Annotated in this window: 17 protein-coding genes; 6 read left to right on the top strand and 11 right to left on the bottom strand. The window is 43.1% G+C overall.

The window, feature by feature from the left end; genetic code table 11:
- From ACRC32_RS01835 to ACRC32_RS01820, 4 genes are all read right to left on the bottom strand, one after another.
- A partial coding sequence (locus tag ACRC32_RS01835) for a cobalt-precorrin 5A hydrolase (protein ID WP_438552379.1) occupies nucleotides 1–803 on the bottom strand: 803 nt, incomplete at its 3' end.
- A 47-nt stretch (nucleotides 804–850) separates the two neighbouring features.
- Nucleotides 851–1,228 (bottom strand): hypothetical protein, encoded by a 378-nt coding sequence (locus ACRC32_RS01830; RefSeq protein WP_438552378.1) that lies wholly within the window; start codon nucleotides 1,226–1,228, stop codon nucleotides 851–853.
- A gap of 265 nt (nucleotides 1,229–1,493) precedes the next feature.
- On the bottom strand, nucleotides 1,494–3,209 hold the full coding sequence (locus ACRC32_RS01825) for an ABC1 kinase family protein (RefSeq protein ID WP_438552377.1): 1,716 nt from the start codon (nucleotides 3,207–3,209) through the stop codon (nucleotides 1,494–1,496).
- Between the two features lie 401 nt (nucleotides 3,210–3,610).
- The gene (locus ACRC32_RS01820) at nucleotides 3,611–6,238 is read right to left on the bottom strand and encodes a M1 family aminopeptidase (RefSeq protein WP_438552376.1); all 2,628 of its coding nucleotides are present in this window, start codon (nucleotides 6,236–6,238) and stop codon (nucleotides 3,611–3,613) included.
- On the opposite strand from ACRC32_RS01820, the gene ACRC32_RS01815 reads away from it, so the two are divergent.
- Nucleotides 6,237–6,380 (top strand): hypothetical protein, encoded by a 144-nt coding sequence (locus tag ACRC32_RS01815; protein ID WP_438552375.1) that lies wholly within the window; start codon nucleotides 6,237–6,239, stop codon nucleotides 6,378–6,380. The genes ACRC32_RS01820 and ACRC32_RS01815 overlap by 2 nt on opposite strands.
- On the opposite strand, the gene ACRC32_RS01810 is transcribed toward ACRC32_RS01815, so the two are convergent.
- Nucleotides 6,365–6,520: a type II toxin-antitoxin system HicA family toxin gene (locus ACRC32_RS01810; RefSeq protein ID WP_438552374.1), complete on the bottom strand. Its 156-nt coding sequence runs from the start codon at nucleotides 6,518–6,520 to the stop codon at nucleotides 6,365–6,367. The two genes, ACRC32_RS01815 and ACRC32_RS01810, sit on opposite strands and share 16 nt — an antisense overlap.
- 48 nt (nucleotides 6,521–6,568) lie before the next feature.
- Here ACRC32_RS01810 and ACRC32_RS01805 point away from each other — a divergent pair, with 48 nt between their 5' ends.
- Nucleotides 6,569–6,793, top strand: a complete 225-nt coding sequence (locus ACRC32_RS01805; protein WP_438552373.1) for a DUF4926 domain-containing protein — start codon at nucleotides 6,569–6,571, stop codon at nucleotides 6,791–6,793.
- 61 nt (nucleotides 6,794–6,854) lie between these two features.
- On the opposite strand, the gene ACRC32_RS01800 is transcribed toward ACRC32_RS01805, so the two are convergent.
- The 3 genes from ACRC32_RS01800 to ACRC32_RS01790 form a co-directional block, all read right to left on the bottom strand.
- Nucleotides 6,855–7,934 carry a DNA cytosine methyltransferase gene (locus ACRC32_RS01800; protein ID WP_438552372.1) on the bottom strand — a complete coding sequence of 360 codons (1,080 nt, stop codon included), beginning with the start codon at nucleotides 7,932–7,934 and terminating at the stop codon, nucleotides 6,855–6,857.
- 26 nt (nucleotides 7,935–7,960) lie between these two features.
- Nucleotides 7,961–8,809 (bottom strand): NgoPII family restriction endonuclease, encoded by an 849-nt coding sequence (locus tag ACRC32_RS01795; protein WP_438552371.1) that lies wholly within the window; start codon nucleotides 8,807–8,809, stop codon nucleotides 7,961–7,963.
- Between the two features lie 94 nt (nucleotides 8,810–8,903).
- Entirely contained in the window at nucleotides 8,904–11,117 is a 2,214-nt protein-coding gene (locus ACRC32_RS01790; protein ID WP_438552370.1) for a phosphoketolase, read from the bottom strand.
- A 370-nt stretch (nucleotides 11,118–11,487) separates the two neighbouring features.
- Here ACRC32_RS01790 and ACRC32_RS01785 point away from each other — a divergent pair, with 370 nt between their 5' ends.
- Together ACRC32_RS01785 and ACRC32_RS01780 are read left to right on the top strand one after the other, a co-directional pair.
- Complete coding sequence (locus tag ACRC32_RS01785; RefSeq protein ID WP_438552369.1) at nucleotides 11,488–12,834, top strand: cytochrome P450; 1,347 nt, start codon at nucleotides 11,488–11,490, stop codon at nucleotides 12,832–12,834.
- 112 nt (nucleotides 12,835–12,946) lie between these two features.
- Nucleotides 12,947–13,708, top strand: a complete 762-nt coding sequence (locus ACRC32_RS01780; protein ID WP_438552368.1) for an LmeA family phospholipid-binding protein — start codon at nucleotides 12,947–12,949, stop codon at nucleotides 13,706–13,708.
- Between the two features lie 28 nt (nucleotides 13,709–13,736).
- Here the strand turns inward: ACRC32_RS01780 and ACRC32_RS01775 are convergent, their stop codons facing one another.
- On the bottom strand, nucleotides 13,737–13,892 hold the full coding sequence (locus ACRC32_RS01775; protein WP_438552367.1) for a hypothetical protein: 156 nt from the start codon (nucleotides 13,890–13,892) through the stop codon (nucleotides 13,737–13,739).
- Between the two features lie 159 nt (nucleotides 13,893–14,051).
- Nucleotides 14,052–14,906 (bottom strand): formyltetrahydrofolate deformylase, encoded by an 855-nt coding sequence (gene purU / locus ACRC32_RS01770; RefSeq protein WP_438552366.1) that lies wholly within the window; start codon nucleotides 14,904–14,906, stop codon nucleotides 14,052–14,054.
- A 464-nt stretch (nucleotides 14,907–15,370) separates the two neighbouring features.
- Between purU and ACRC32_RS01765 the strand changes: the two genes are divergently transcribed.
- Entirely contained in the window at nucleotides 15,371–15,664 is a 294-nt protein-coding gene (locus ACRC32_RS01765) for a hypothetical protein (protein ID WP_438552365.1), read from the top strand.
- A 106-nt stretch (nucleotides 15,665–15,770) separates the two neighbouring features.
- Here ACRC32_RS01765 and trxA read toward each other — a convergent pair whose 3' ends face one another.
- Nucleotides 15,771–16,088: a thioredoxin gene (gene trxA, locus ACRC32_RS01760; RefSeq protein ID WP_106544051.1), complete on the bottom strand. Its 318-nt coding sequence runs from the start codon at nucleotides 16,086–16,088 to the stop codon at nucleotides 15,771–15,773.
- A gap of 232 nt (nucleotides 16,089–16,320) precedes the next feature.
- Here trxA and ACRC32_RS01755 point away from each other — a divergent pair.
- A partial coding sequence (locus ACRC32_RS01755) for a 3-oxoacyl-ACP reductase family protein (RefSeq protein WP_438552364.1) occupies nucleotides 16,321–16,935 on the top strand: 615 nt, incomplete at its 3' end.

Here is a 16,935-nt window from a genome sequence, read left to right as displayed (position 1 = left end):
TGATTTTCTCGGCAGACTTGCCCGATTGCAGCTTCAATCAGTTGTCTTGAGGTTCCCCGTTCGCAACCGATTCCCAGCCACAAGACACGGGGATGCCATTGGATTTGAGGCGATCGTGCCTCCTGGATCGGGCGTGGTGTAATCCAAATTTTGGCTGTTGCGTCAGGAGATGCCTCAAACCTCAAATTTGACTGCCGGACGCTGGCTGTCGATCGCCACAAGGTAGAACCAGCTTCTTGAATGACTTGTACGGGCTCTCCACGCACTACTGCCGCACTCACTTCCGTCCAATCTCCTCTACCTTTATGCCACCCAAAGGGAACGCCCAATAAATCTATGGCGGGTAATCCTAAACTTGTAGAAGCGCTGGTTAATATTGGAGTTGCATCGATGAGCTGGGCAATTATTTTTGCGATCTTGTCAGCACCGCCTTGATGTCCGCCGCACAGACTAATGACAAACTTTCCTGCCTCATCGACAACCACAACTGCCGGATCGGTGGCTTTGCTTTGCAATAAAGGTGCAACGATCCTCACAACTGCCCCAGTTGCCAAACAAAAAACGAAGGCGCGGTGAGACTGCCACAATTCGGCTACGTGAGATTTGAGCGAACCTGAGTAGGCTTGCACTCCGCCAAGACTCGACAGAGACTCTGGAACCCAGACTGAATTATTAGGTTGACAAATAGACCGCAATCTGTTCGCGCCAATAGAAGTCGTCGCGATCGCGCACAAAGGTTGAAAATCTTGCAGCAACACAATTTTTCGATCTAAAGCACTGATGTATAAAAATAAGGTGAGCAATGCTCACCCTATTTATGAACCATTACAAATGACCAATGACTGATAAATTATTCCCAAGAATCAAGATTAAAAGCTTGAAATCCTTCCCGTTCTGCTAAAGCAAACATGCTTCCCAACTGATACCAGACTAACAAACCAGTCAGTAACGTCAGGGGAACGGCAAAAGCATAAGACATCATGATGGGGAAGCCAAAAATTTCAATCCCAGAGGCAAGAAAGACGCAAACACCGACAGCCATGCCCAAAAAAGGGAAAATTAATTGTCCGGTGCGGATTTTAGCCATTGTATCGGCATCGGTGGCGCGATCGCTCGACCATTTTTGTAGCAGCTGTTTGAGCGTGCCAGAAAACGCCGCTCCAGAAGTCAAGGCGACAAACAAACCTGCAACGAGCAGGAAATAAGGCGGAGTGGACGGGTAAAACATGGAAGATACCTTTTTTAATGGACGAAAAGAGCGATCGGGGCGAGACCCTCGTAGGGGCGGGTTTATCGAGCTATTCCTATAAGTAATAGAGATCTCTCAACAAAACCCGCCCTTACAGTCGATAACATCGACCGAGCAACCTGCCCTTGCATTCCAGTCGATTAACTGAATTCGATCTGACAAGCGAGCGCAAAAGTTACAAATTTTTAATTTTAATTTTTGTGACTCTCAACATCTTACCCTTTTGCATCCATCATGTATCCCCTTACCGCTCTCGATCTGGGGTAGCAATGAGTGAAAAAACTGCTGTCGGGAGAATCGCCGCCGCTCTTTCTCTAGATAGATTGGCGATCGCTCCAATCGCGGCATCAAACAGACGTGCGGGCTGAATCTCATCCTTGACTAAATTCCAGATCCGCTGTACTTCTGCTGTATGCAGGCGATCGTCTTCCGTCAGTGCCATCACCAATTGTTGCCGTAGGTATTTCCCTTCTTCAGATAGAAGATACTGCAAGCCGAGTTGAGCGGTGGGTAGAATATCAAAACTGTCGTCAGCGCTGGCGATGTCGAGCAAATCTTCCAACCGCTGCCACTGAAACTTACCATTTTTGAACAAGAGATTGAGTAACCTGCGCCGCAGTTCGGGGGTTTCACCCGTCAGTAACCGCCGTGCTACATAGGGATAGGCAACTTCGATAATCTTGAAATCAGGATTGAGGCTGAGGGCAATTCCTTCTTGCGTAATCAAAGAACGGATAATTAGCGCAAATTTAGAAGGTACGCGGAAAGGATAGTCATACATCAACTCCGAATAGGAGTCGGTGATGGTTTTGAAATTAAAATCTCCCACATTTTTACCGATCGCGCTACCCCAGACTGCTTCTAAAGCTGGGATAATTGGGCGAATATCAGTGTCCGGCGTGAGAAATCCTAGCTTGACGTAATCTTCTGCCAATTCATCATAGTCTTTATTCACCAGATGCACGATCGCATCGACCAGCGTTTCTTTTGTCCGCTCGTCCAATTGATCCATCATGCCGAAGTCAATGTAAGCCATCCGTCCGTCTGGCATGGCAAATAAATTACCTGGATGGGGGTCAGCATGAAAGAATCCGTGTTCTAGTAGCTGTTGCAGTCCAGCTGTTACACCAATTTGGATTAGTTCGTCTGTATTCAATCCCGCAGCTTGGATGCTGGTAGTGTCATTCAGCTTAAATCCGTTAATCCACTCCAAGGTCAGAACGCGAGTATTCGTGTAGCGCCAGTAAATTAAAGGAACTTTGACGTGAGGATCGTTGCGGAAGTTGGTCGCAAACTTTTCGGCGTTCCGTCCTTCGTTGAGGTAATCAATTTCCTCAAATAACTTCGTCCCAAATTCGTCTACAATCATCCTCAGATCGTGACCGAGATTGAGCGGTAACCAAGGAGATAGCCAACTCGCTGCCCAACGCATTAAGTAAAGGTCGAGGGTAATCGTCGGGCGTAAATTCGGACGCTGTACCTTAACGGCAACTTCTTCACCACTATGGAGCCGAGCGCGATATACTTGTCCCAAACTTGCAGCAGCTACAGGTTGTGGCGATATTTGGCTGTAAACTTCTTCAACCGAACGTCCGAGTTCGGCTTCAATCGTGCGGAAAGCGATTTCCTGCTCGAAGGCAGGTAGTTGGTCTTGCAGTTTTACCAGTTCGTCCAGAAAATCTTTTCTCACTAAGTCTGGGCGAGTGGACAGCGCTTGACCGACTTTGATAAACGTTGGACCCAGATCGGTAAGGAGCTGCCGCAGTTGGACGGCTCGTTTGAGCTTATTTTCTTCTTCGCGATCGCGCCAATCGTCCCACTTTAAACCAAAAATAAACCCAGCAAACAACCATACGATCTTGAAAGCCCGCGCTACAGCCAGCAAAGGACGGAAGCGATAATACTGCGCGATCGCTTCTGGATCGTAGCGTTTAAGCTGAGCGAGTTGATACTGACCCACGCCTTGACTTGCCTCTTTAAAATCGGATATTTACACTCGTTTACTAACCAGGGTAATCTCGTGACTACTTTTAACTACGAGTCAATCGGCTTAGATTCCCAAACAGTCAACTATAGCCTTTTAAAACTGCCCTGTCGATCTCTTCTTATACGTAGAATACGTTATTTAAATTGTATCTATTCTTAACATAGTATATAAAAGTACAAATCAATTGATAAGAAAAGTTAAGAGGAGGAGCGAGGAGCGAGGAGTGAGGGAATTTGGGATTGGTAATGGGTAATGGGTAATTGGTTGTTGGTTGACGGTTGATAGTTGTTGCTCCTCAGCTCCTCAGCTCCTCAGCTCCTCAGCTCCCATGCTTCCCTGCTTTCTCCAGCTCCCTCACTCCTCGCTCCTCGCCCCTAGTTAGCAGCTTTAGCCTCCAGACTTTCCAGCCGACTCATCAGGGTTTGGTTTTGTTTTTTGAGCTGGTCGATTTCATCGCGTAGTTGCTTGACAGCTTGCTCTGAACCCGCAGCACTCTGTACTTTTGATACGGCTTCTTCGGCAATCCGTTGGACTCGTCCATCAAGGGATTGCGTTGCTAGAGTTTGTAAAATCGCGATCGCTTTGGGAGTTTCCATTTGTCCCAAGGCAGTAACAACCGAGACTTGGGTGAGGAAGAAACTCTCCTGGGCTAATTCGGTTAATCGCTCTAGAATCCGCTCTAAATTGGCAGCAGATTGACCTGTGGAGATGGCTCCGAGGGCGCGAACGGCTGCAAGGCGCAAGGCTTGAGGAACTCCTAAGCGGGTGTATTCTAGAATCAGGTCTAGTGCCTCGGCTGAGGTTTTCATTTGACTCAAGCCCGCGATCGCCCCAGAGCGCACGACTTCGTTCCAGCCTGCTTTGTTTTCTAAAATCGATCTGAGCAACTTTAAGACTTTTTCTTCCCTGGGCTTTTCCTCCAATTTGGCAGCGGCGATAATACCAATTGCCCTGGCTGCGGCTGCTTCTACGTAATAACTTCGCTCGCCATCTTCCACAATCGGCTTCAGGGCTTTGTAACTCGCATAAGTTTTGATGTTACCCAAAGCCTCGACTACGGCACGTCGTACCAAGGGATTTTCATCGTTCAATCCGACAACTAAAGCTTCAAAAGCTTGGTCGAGCTTAATTTGAGCTAATTGTTTCGCGACTTCTACTTTGACACCCCAAAAGCGATCGCTTTTCAATGCTTCAGCGAGGGCATTGAGCGCCTCTAGACCACCTTTTTTCCCCAAAGCTTCAGCTGCGTAGATCCGAGAAATCGGATCGGGGTCGAATTGCAACTGTGCCTTCAGTTCAGGGATGGAATATTCTAAAGACACGGTTTTTAAGTAATTATTATTAGCATCAAAGCTAATAAACTGAGGTTTCTCTTCTAAAGGAAAGTAAAAACTCTGTTCCTTCTCATTAACGCGCACAGTAAAGGCTTTACAGTGAGTAGTAGCATTTGAGATTTCTCCCTCAGCATTCTTCCCCGACTCCCGACTCCCGACTCCCGACTCCCGTGTATACCCAAAAGCGATCGGAATTTTCAAATCGAATAGCTCGTTTTGAGTTTGAGTAACTGTCACCTTCGCTAATTTGCTATCGCCATCCCATGTGTAAGCAACTTTGAATTCAGGATGACCGCCGCGATAAACATATTGATCGAAGAGAAATAAAAGATTTCGCCCTGTAATTTTCTCAATAGTGCGGAGTAAATCTACAGTTTCTACAGTATTGTGAGCGTTATCTTGCACGAAAGTTTGGATTGCCCGCCAAAATAACTCTTCTCCCAACTCTGCCCGAATCATGTGGTAGACGCAGGAACCCTTTTCATACAAGTGGCGATCGTATAATTCGATCGCTTCTCGATAAACGTGCGTCACGATCGGGCGACGATAGCGGCTGCTGTCTTCAGCCAGATAGTTGCGGGCTTCTAGCAAGCGATAGTAAGCAGCATCTTCGGCTCCATACTCCTGTTCCGTCCACATGACTTCAGAGTAGGATGCCATGCCTTCTTTAATCCAAGCATGAGACCAGTGTTTAATCACAACTAAATCGCCAAACCACTGATGGGCGAGTTCGTGTGCGACTAGGCTTTCCGTGAGGCGGTTGTCAATCGCCGCCCGTTCGTCTAATAAACATCTATCTGTCAGCAGGGTGGTAGACGTATTTTCCATCCCACCAAAAATAAAATCATCTACGCAGACTTGAGCGTATTTGGGAAAAGCATAAGGATAACCGTACTTCTGGCTGAAGAATTCCACCATACAGGGAGTTTTGCCCATGCTGCGCCGCGCATCTTCCTCTCTGCCTTTTTCTACGTAGTAAGTGACGGGTTTGCCGTTCCATTCATCCTGGATTTCCGCAAAGTCTCCTACTGCTAAAGTCATTAAATAGGATGGGTGGACTTGCTCTTGCAACCAGTGAAAGATTTTATAGTCGCCGTTTTCTTCAGTGTGGATTAATCTGCCGTTGGAAATGGCAATGTAAGGTTTGGGGACGCGCACCCGAATTTCTGAAGTTGCGAGTTGTCCTGGGTAGTCGAAGCAGGGAAACCAAAAACGGGAGTCTTCATCTTCTCCTTGCGTCCAGACTTGGACTGGTTTGTTGGGGTAGTGTTTATCTGGGGTGATAAAGTAAATTCCGCGTTGGGGTTTCGCAACTGAGTAGGCGATCGCAATTTTAATTGATTGCCCAGTTTGTGTGGGGTTAGCTAGATGTACCTGTAGCTGTTGCCCGTCATAATCATATGTAGTTGAGGTAGCGTCTACTTGGACTGAGTGAATATTCAGACTGACTGCATCTAGCGTCAGGCGATCGATTCCGTTGCGGACGGGTTTGAGTTGAATCGTGCAAGTCCCGTCATAGCTTTGGTTGAGGATATCTAAATTGAGATCGAGAAAAATATGCTCGACTTGTCCAGGGCGATCGGGATTATAGTGGGGTTTTGCCCCTGGAAGCTCAAAAGATTTATGTTTATGACCGTTATTGTCTGTATCGAAATAGGATTGCAGCATGGTAAGGGTCAACCTGGGATGGATGAAAAATAGCTGGCGTTTAGCTTCTATTCTTTCCAGGGTAACGCCTTTAATAGGGAGCAGGGAGCAGGGAGCAGTTGTCAGGGGTTGCCGACTTATTTATTTTTATCTATTTGCCTGAAATTCATCTACCGTCATTCCCGCTTGTCGAATCGAACTTCTCAGCAATCCTGGTGCTAATTCTCGATGATTTGGTACTGATAGAGTGGGTTTTGAATCGTGCCAAAGTATCATGTGGCTTCCAGTTTGACGATCTAACACTTAACCAAAATTTGCAAAAACTTTGACAGCTTCTTTACTGAGTGAATAATGATCCAAGAACTCGATCGCGTCGTTCTAACAACTAATATTCCAGAATATAGTTTAGAAAAAGGTGATATTGGCACTGTTGTTTTAGTACATCAAAATCGTCAAGGATATGAAGTAGAATTTATGACTTTAGACGGAGAAACGGTAGCAATTGTTTCACTGTCTAATGAACAGGTTCGTTCCGTTGGTGGTAGAGAAATTGCTCATGTGCGAGTTTTAAATTAGTGCGATCGTTTGCGATTAAATGAATTTTAAGGAAGACGAGCGGTATTTTATAAATAAGTCTCTATATTTCTGGAATGAAAAAATTAGATTCGGAATTTAATAAAGTTAGTTGCATACACAGTTGATGTTGTCGCAAAGTTTTACAAACACCCAAAGTAAGATACTGCCGTATATCTTCTTTTATCTTGGTTGCCAAAATTCTAGCTAAATTCACAGGTACAGCATTCCCAACCATTTTGTATCCGTCAGTTATATTGCTGTATTGAAAAATAAAATCATCTGGAAATGTCTGAATCCTAGCACATTCTCTCACTGATAATCGACGATATGGCTTAGGCGAGTCAGAGTCAAACATCCATTTATCTTTTGCCAACCAGATCATTTTATTTGCTTGAGGATGTATTGGGGCATGTCTACCACCAGCCTGAATAGTAAAAGATGGTTCATCCCAACTTCTAACCCTATTTCTTGACATATAAATGCTAGAAAAACTACTATCTAAATATTCGTGATTAGGTATTTTCTGATGTTTTTTATCTAAATAACCACTTATTTTTATAGGTTCCACCAAATTAAGATCGTATATGGCATCTCTCAATGTAAAATTCTTGGGACTTCCTTTCGGAAAGTCAAATTCGCCCCCCATGTCTTCTCTGTAGCCAATAATAATAACTCTTTTTCTATCTTGGGGTACTTCAAAGTTTTGAGAATTTAATAGCTTATAAGCCAATTCATAGCCCGCATCTTTAAATTGATAGAGAATGTTAGTGAATGCTTGTGCGTGCTTATCGGCTAATATTCCACTAACATTTTCTGCTAAAAAGAAAAGAGGTTTTTTGTCTTTTAAGATTCTAATATATTCATAAAATAATTGACCTCTACTATCATGAATTCCTCTACCAGCACCTGCTTCACTCCAGCTCTGACAAGGAGGTCCACCAATTATTCCAATACAATCGGGAATTTCATCAGATTGAATACTTCTGATGTCTCGTTTATCTAGCGTTGTGCCTTGATGGTTTATTTCGTAAGTATCCCAAATCGCTCTATCGTATTCATTTGCCCAAATAATATTGAAGCCAGCTTGATGAAATCCTAAATCTAAACCACCACAACCGGAAAATAAAGATACTACATTCATCTATTGCTCTTAATCAGAAGTAAAAATTATTTTTTATAATTGATTATTTTAGCAGACATCAACTGTATGGGATTATTCGGAGATTTAATCTGTACGTCAAACATCTGCAATTTACAATCTAATCTAGCTTCAAGTCGTTCTCTATCTTGGATAGGAAAAGATAAATACTTACTAGTTTTCATAATGGCTATCGCTTGAAAGTTCAAGTCCTTATCATAGCCCAAGTTTGCATAATCAAAAACCGAGAGTGGATTTTGAATCCCCCACATTCCTCTGATTCGGAGGTAAGTTATTTTTAGAGGATCTACTTTATTGACTCTGCCTAATTCTTTTGTTTTAGAAAACTCGACTCCTGGAATTTGATTAATACCATTGGCTATTGTATTAGTGATTTTTTCATATATTTCGCGATCGGCAGCGTAGCAATCGCCATAAACCAGCCAAAGAAGTTTGATTTTTTTGTCTTCTGTAACTCCAATTGCATAAATAATATCTTTTTCTTGCCAATCTTCACAAGTACGGCAGTGGCTTGTGATTAGCGGACTATTACAAAATAATTTTGATTTTGGATAAGAACTATTTAACGCAATGCTAGCTCCTAATGATTCGATTTTTTTAATTTCTACTGCATCACCATTTTTCAACATCAGATCTGGTGGATTGTTTGCATTACCACTATAGGAAAAAACTTCAGAATACTTTAATAACTTTTTTTGCTCATCGGTTTCAGTTACAGTATCAGCAAATATATCTTTGATAAAGCACTCTAAAGCGTCTCCAATCTGGTTGATTCTATTCTTGCCTTTGTAATAGCTAACTAGATCTGAGATTGGGTAAGCAACGAGTGTTTGAATTGCTGTCAAAATATTAGGCACAATTTTGGTCTGTTTTACTCTAGAATTAGTCTGGGATAGTTAGCCCCCACTTAGTTATAAACCAGGTAGGGACGTAACATCACGTGAATATCAACTAACCAACTAACTCCAAAGCGCGCTTCACCAAATTCTCAGCCGTCATCCCATTTAACGCCATCAATTGTGCGGGACTTGCGGTGGTTTCTCCTCGCTTCCAGGCAAAAGTATCGCGCTTACAATGACTGCGCAACATAATTGGTTCCAACATCCCACTCGCACCAGATGCTACTCCAACCAAAGCATCGCCACCAAATAACGCTTCAAACCCAGCATCATTTAAAAATTCTCCATCGGGTTCAGAACAGCTATCCCAAGCAACATCGCTAGGACGATACAAACGACGAGGATTGACGACAGAAACAATTCTCACGCCAATTTCTTGCGCTTCTAAATAAGTTGCAGCTTCAAATACAGGCATCAACACCATATCGCCAATAACAGCAAATACTACTGTCTTACTACCCTTAATTTCTTGCAATACCACCGCGCCATCTTGAATCGCTTTGCGACTTTGTTCAAATGTCGTGCGAATTGGTAAAGGTGATTTACTCGCAGTAATCACGACACCCTTATTCTTCGTCGTCAGCGCCCAATCATAACAAACTTGAATCGAGTTTGCATCGGGTGGAAATAGGGGAAATACATTTCCATTGCGCATCATAGCGGCGAAATATGCTTCAATTTCAGGACGTTGGTGCGTCCAGCCGTTACGTCCTTGTTCTAACGCCCCAGCAGTAAATAGAGTTACGGTAGAAGGTGTAGGACGACGTAATTCTGCCATCGCTTGCGTTACCGTTTGCCAAATTGGTAAACCGTTAATCGCAAAAGACTCATAAGAACACCACAGAGTTCGACTACCCATCAACGCCGAACCAGCAGCTAAACCCGCACAAGCATCTTCACTTAGGGGTTCGTAAACTTGTCCGCCTGGGGTTTGATTGTATACAGGATCTTCTGTGGGGTGGATAATCTTCAATGCTTGGTTGATGTTGGCAATTCCCGAAGCTTCGTTACCGTCAGCGTTGGTAACAATGTAGTTGCGATCGCATTCTCCCACTTTCGCCACCAACTTACCCATCGCCGTTGTCGAGACTTTCGGATCTCCCCCTACAGCATATTCTTCTAACGGCAATTCCCCAAGTTCTGCTAGCGGTAATACAGATTCCGTTACTGCTACCCGACTCGCCGAACCACCACCAGCGCGTTCGCAGTTCGTCCGCACGATTTCCCATGCAGCAGGCGCTAAAGCACGAGTTTTAAGGGCGTTGACAATATCGGGGTTATCGAGAGTATGCATCGCATACAAGTTGTGAGATTTTGCCCCCCTCGCGTGGACTCCTGCCCCTTTGAGTTGTTTAATAATTAATACGGTTAGTGTCCCACTCAATGCAGAACGGGCGGCTTCATCGGCTGCAACTAACACGGCTTTGGTGAAAGCTAAGCGTTGCTCGAAGGAAAAAGCCGTACTATCGACATAATCGCCTGGTTGGTTTTTGTCGTCAAAGTCTTTGGCATCGACTAACACGACTTCTTCAAAACCGTTACCGTGCCAGTATGCCATCATCCGTTCGTTGGATTGAGTGGACACCATACTGTGGTGTTCCTGACTGTAGCCATTCCACACTAATACTGGTAAGAAATTTGTCACGCCTGGGTAGGCTGTGTGGAAATGCGCCATGCTACTCATGATGTAGGGTTCGCCCAACCCACCATCGCCAATCGTGACGGGGAATAATTTATCGGGGTGGAGACGGGCGGCTGACATGGCGAAGTGCTGCCCTTGTCCTAATGGTCCGGCGGGGGCGAGAATACCAGGTATGAAACCAGAGAGGTGTCCGAGTAAACCGTTGTGTTCGCGAAAGCGATCGCGCAATTGTTGTACAGTGGTAATGCCCATGTCTTCTAACGAACGATCTAAAAACATGGCGCTGTAAAATCCTGGGGCGTGATGTCCGACTTCGGTAATAATATTTTTGTAGCCCAACATCACCAAGGCTGCATATGCTTCTACTTGCGAGGCAAAGCCACCAGGGTGTCCCGAAGCTTTACTCCCCGTAACTTGGACTGTCAAATAGCGCAGGGCATCGGCATAGAGGAGGGTTTGAAATACAGCCGCCGGATCGCTAGGATCGGTAATAGCAGTTTTATTTGGTGCGATCGCTGCTTGTTTGCCATATTGCTCGAATCCTGGCAAAGTTTCGCCAAAATACTGAATTCCTTGACAAAATTCTGGTGTTACTATCTTTGCCGCTTCGGTCGATGCCGTCATGCTGAAGACCCTCTCTAATTTGAGTATTTGTACTTTTTAGATAATTTTAATTATTTTACATTTAATCTCTGCTTTATGTTGTATACGGTCTGTCTATACATATCAGTTGGATTTGTCTAACTATAGATCGCATGTTTACAGCAAAAATTCTGACGCAGATGAGCGCGCACAAAAATTAGTTTCAATCGAAAATTTATTGAGTGCGATCGAAATAATATGATAGAATTTTAAACTGTATTTTTACCAGTTGGACTTTATTCAAAATTGTTGCTGCTTCGACCCTAATAAATATAAATAGATTTTTATGCTCAAATAATTTTTAGTTAATATATAAATAAATCTCCGTAGCAGCATTGTCTACCAATTTAAGATGAAGTTAACTGAGGTAAACAAAACTCCAGCATTACTGCAAACGCTCCAGCTAATTGCCAATCCAATCGAGTTTTTAAACACTTGTGCCAACAAATACAGCGACCCATTTGCTGTAAGAGTTTTAGGTTTAAATTCTCCGCCAGTTGTATTTTTCAGCCAACCACAAGCAATTAAAGAAATTTTTGCCATTCCCTCAGAGTACTTTGATTATAAAAAAGCAACTCACGTATTTCAACCTTTGATGGGGGAGCAATCTTTAATTTTACAAGAAGGGAAAAGTCATCAACGCCAACGCCAATTAATGCTACCTCCTTTTCATGGCGATCGCATGAAAACTTACGGGCAAATTATTTGTCAAATTACTCAAGCTGTAACTCAACAATGGCAAGTTGGCAAACAGATTTCTATTAACCACTTCCTCCCCGACATTACTCTACAAATTATTTTACAAGTCGTATTCGGTATTAGTCCTGGGGAAAGGTACGAACAATTAAAAGTTAAGTTAAGTACGCTCCTAGAAGATGTTACTACTCCCTGGTACTCCAGTTTATTCTTTTTTCCACCATTACAAAAAGATTTAGGTGCGTGGAGTCCTTGGGGACATTTCGTCAGACGCAGACAACAAATAGATAAATTAATCTATGCAGAAATATCGCAACGGCGACGAGAAAACGATCCAACACGCACCGACATTTTATCAATGTTAATGGCGGCGCGGGACGAGCGGGGACAGCAGATGAATGATGAGGAATTACGCGATCAGTTGATGTCTCTTTTATTATTGGGCTATGAAACTACAGCAGCAGCCCTTGCATGGGCATTTTACCTGATCCATTCTCATCCGCAAGTCCGCGATCGCCTACAACAAGAATTGAATAATGCAGATCGTACTCAACCAGATGCGATCGCCCAACTTCCTTATCTTACTGCTGTCTGTCAAGAATCCCTCCGAGTTCACCCCATTGCTTTAATTTGTACTCCTCGAATGGTAAGAGACTCCGTACAAATTGCTGGAGATAAATTCAACGCTGGAACCATTATCGTACCTTCTATCTATCTCACCCATAGAAGAGCAGAAATCTATCCTCAACCAGAAAAATTTCACCCAGAAAGATTCCTACAACAAAAATTTTCACCCTTTGAATATCTTCCCTTTGGTGGTGGTAGTCGCGGTTGTATTGGTGCAGCTTTTTCGTTATATGAAATGAAACTCGTACTCGCTACAGTGTTATCGCAGTATGAATTAGAATTAGCAAATTCTCGTCCCGTTTCTCCAGTTCGACGAGGTATTACAATTGTCCCCTCTGAAAATGGGATGCAAATGTCAGTTGTTAGTTATAAGTAAGGTAGGTATTGCTCGCCCAACTATTCATTCTTATGCCAAATTGTAGATACATTTCTTAATACTGCGGGTCTACCATCGATCTCAAGCAGAGTCAAAAGGATGCGATCGCGAGATGAATAACGAGCCACGGTTAGAAGAACAAGTCATCGATGCAGTAGCAGTAGCAGGAATATCTAGCCAAGTAGATAACGCTGAAAAAATTGATGTTGATATTCAAACAAATCTCTTAAAGCTAATTTTAGGGCAAGCAGATTCAGTAGATTTTACTGGACAAGGTGTAGTTATACAAAAAGACATCCGCCTGCAAGAAATTGAGGTGCAAACGGATAAAGTTGATGTGAATCCACTCAGCGCTCTTTTTGGTAAGGTTGAATTAGAGCAACCGTTAGATGCTATTGCCAAAATTGTGATTACAGAACCAGATTTAAATCGCGCTTTAAATTCTGAGTACGTGCTAAAAAAGGCACGTAATTTTAAACTGAACGTAGATGGAAAAACTGTGATTTTAGAAATGCAGCAGATGCAATTACAGTTGCCAGGAAATAACACAATGTTCTTCAATGGTAAGATTTTGTTGCATGAAAAAGGCGAAACGCAGCCACTTAGTTTTACAGCTACATTTCGCCCTCGTACCCAGAAACAACCAGTTATCGTTGAGAATTTTCAATGCGATCGCGGAGAGGGAATATCTTTTGCGATTGCGCTGTCATTAATGGAAACAGTCAAACAATGGATGGAGTTACCCTATTTCGATCTAGAAGGAATAGCACTCAGAGTTGAAGAAATGACGGTGCAAGCAGGTCAGTTAGCTTTAAAAGTCCAAATGAGAATGAAACAAATACCTCAGAAGTTAATCGAACAGAACGTCAGTTAACCGAGAAATATTTGTTGACAGTTGACAGTTAACTATTAACTGTTAATTCTGTTTGTCCATACTTACTCATAATCTTGCGGTAAGTAGCAATTACGCTAGGAATATAGCGCCACCAGGTTGCTATGAGGGCTACACTAAAAGTAGAGACAAAGCCGAAGGTGAAGAATTTCTCTAGAATTGACATAGAAATTGCCTTTGTAGATGGAACAAATATTAGAAAAATCTTAAGAACTGAATTGATTGTAGATTTTATATCTTAAAATCATCCTCTGTAAAAATACTGTAATTGTATTTTTATCGGTTAGAGCAGCTTTTCATGATAGTCTGCGCATAATCTCTTTCACTACTCAAACACCACAGTCTTATTCCCGTAAATTAAGACACGGTGTTGTAAATGCGATCGCACGGCTCTAGCTAAAACGACTCGTTCTAAATCTTTACCTTTACGGATCAGGTCGCTGACCTCATCTCGATGGCTGATGCGGACGACATCTTGTTCGATAATTGGTCCAGCATCGAGTTCTGATGTTACGTAATGAGCGGTAGCACCGATAATTTTTACTCCGCGTTCGTAAGCTTTCTGGTATGGATTCGCGCCTACAAAAGCAGGAAGGAACGAATGGTGAATGTTAATTGCTTGAGGAAATCGGGTAATAAATTCGGGACTGAGAATTTGCATATATTTTGCCAGAACGATAAGATCGATGTCGTACTGGTGCAAAAGTTCTAACTGTTTTTCCTCTTGAGCCGCTTTGTTATCTTTGTTAACGGGAATATAGTAATAATCTATACCAAATTGTTTTGCCACCCATTCTAAATCGGGATGATTGCTAATAATCAGGGGAATTTCTGCGGCATACTCTTTTGCCTGTTGTCGAAGAATTAAATCGAATAAGCAATGTTCTTGCCGACTCACCCAAATAGCAAGGCGCGGGATGGTGTCGGACAAGTGTAGTTGCCATTGAGCCTCTAGCGGCTGTGCGATCGCGCCAAAGGCAGGCGCAATTAGCTCTCGCGGTAGATGAAAACCCTCTAATTGCCATTCAATTCGGGTAAGAAACAAACCAGCAGCAAAGTCTGTATGCTGATCGGCATGGATAATGTTACCTCCATTGGCATAGATAAAATTAGCAATTTTTGCTACTAATCCTTGTCGGTCGGGACAAGAAACGAGTAGAGTTGCTGTCAGTCTATTCATATTACTTAACCTTCTCTTGATGTATAAGAAAACCTTTATAAACTGTCTTCTATCTTCAGTACGAACGTAGTATTAGATATATCGAGTTTGAATTTCATTGTCTCCGATCGCTGCCTCTGTATTGTCCGCAAGTTAAAAGTGTGAAATAATACATAAACAAGATCGGGAATTGCTGGAAGCGCGTGTGAGGGTATACGAGCATTCATAGCACTAGTCTGGAATAGCTTTTTGGGCTGGCGTATTTCATTGTCAGAGTCTTTTGCGGCTTGGAAGCCACTAGCAAGGTACTACGGATAAATGTCGATTAGGTATGGCTTTCGGGTCAGATCGTTACAGGGTGTTCGGGCTACATAGCGCTCAAAAGAGCGTATTAACGATAACTTCGTCGATCGCGCTGCTAGTTTGGGGTAGCTGCTGAATTCTTTTCAGACTCAACCTGTTTTTAGAAAATGACTTTTTAGAAAATGATGCTACAAACAATTATTACTGCTGGGGCGACTTTCTATATTACAATCGCGGCTTGTCTGTTTACTCAGTGGGCAGACATCATGCAGCGAGACCTTGGCAAACGCTCTCAATTACTTCTACTCAGAATATTTTTAGTCATAGTCACTCTTTTTTGGCCAATTATCGTACCCATTGCTTATCTAGAATTGTTAATTAAAGTTAAGAAAGACAAAGAAAAAATGAGTTGGTTAACGGAGCGATCGCCTGAAAGTTTTTCAGCGACAACCGCTGACGATTCATTGCTGTCATAACTGATATCATTACCGTTATCATAATTGTCATCATTGCTAATAAAATAGCTTTTTCCTACAGTAAAAGCCCGCAAATGCGGGCTTTTTATTGAATGAAATATTGTCACTAAATTAGAGCTTGTAAATGTTCGATTAAATTAGGTGCTGGTACTACGCCCTCAATGCGATCGACTGGTTGACCCTGCTTAAATAGTACTAATGTGGGCAAGGCATGAATTTGATATTGACTGGCGAGTTGTGGATATTTATCAGTATCGATTTTCACAATACGGATTTTAGATTTGAGACGCTCGTTGACTTGTTCTAAAATTGGAGCCATCATCTGGCAAGGACCGCACCATGCAGCGTAAAAATCTACCAGTACAGGCACATCAGCACCAGAGATCATTTCGGCAAAATTATTGAACTGCTGTTTAGTAGTCATGAGATTTAACTCAGTTTTTTTACTGTTATATCTCAAGTAGCGGTGAGTGGTCATTTGTCATTTGTCAGTTGTCATTTGTGAGTAGCTAGCCACCAGTTCTCATCATCACTAGTCACTCTCTACAGATAACTGACCACTGATAACTGATAACTGATAACTCTTGATAAGATGGTTAGCGCGGTGGTTTAAGTGCGATCGCTAAGTGAGAGTATCTACGTAAGAGTCATTGTTTATGGAAGTATTGCCAGAGGATTTACAACGGTTACGCCAACAAGTTGCAATCGTTACCGGGGCTTCGCGAGGAATTGGACGGGCGATCGCTTTGAGTTTAGCCGCAGAAGGGGCGAACGTTGTCGTGAACTACGCAAGTTCTAGTTCCGCCGCTAAAGAAGTTGTAGAAGAAATTGAGGCGGCGGGAGGTAGCGCGATCGCAATTCCAGCCGATGTCTCAGATGCGGCTCAAGTAGATACTCTGGTGAATGCTGTCGTAGACAAATGGAAGCGAATTGATGTTTTGGTAAATAATGCTGGTATTACCCGCGATACTTTGTTATTGCGAATGAAACCGGAAGACTGGCAAGCAGTCATCGACCTCAATCTTACAGGTGTATTCCTGTGTACCAAAGCTGTCAGCAAAATCATGCTCAAACAACGCAGCGGGCGCATCATTAATATTGCTTCGGTAGCTGGACAAATGGGCAATCCCGGTCAAGCGAACTATAGCGCAGCAAAAGCTGGGGCGATCGGATTTACTAAAACCGTTGCGAAAGAACTTGCCTCCCGTGGCATTATTGTCAATGCTGTTGCCCCTGGTTTTATCACCACTGACATGACCAGTAACATTGAT

Origin of the sequence: Chroococcidiopsis sp., from assembly GCF_051657925.1 — a bacterium.
Taxonomy (GTDB): domain Bacteria; phylum Cyanobacteriota; class Cyanobacteriia; order Cyanobacteriales; family Chroococcidiopsidaceae; genus Chroococcidiopsis.
This window is presented reverse-complemented; position numbering and strand designations above follow the sequence as displayed.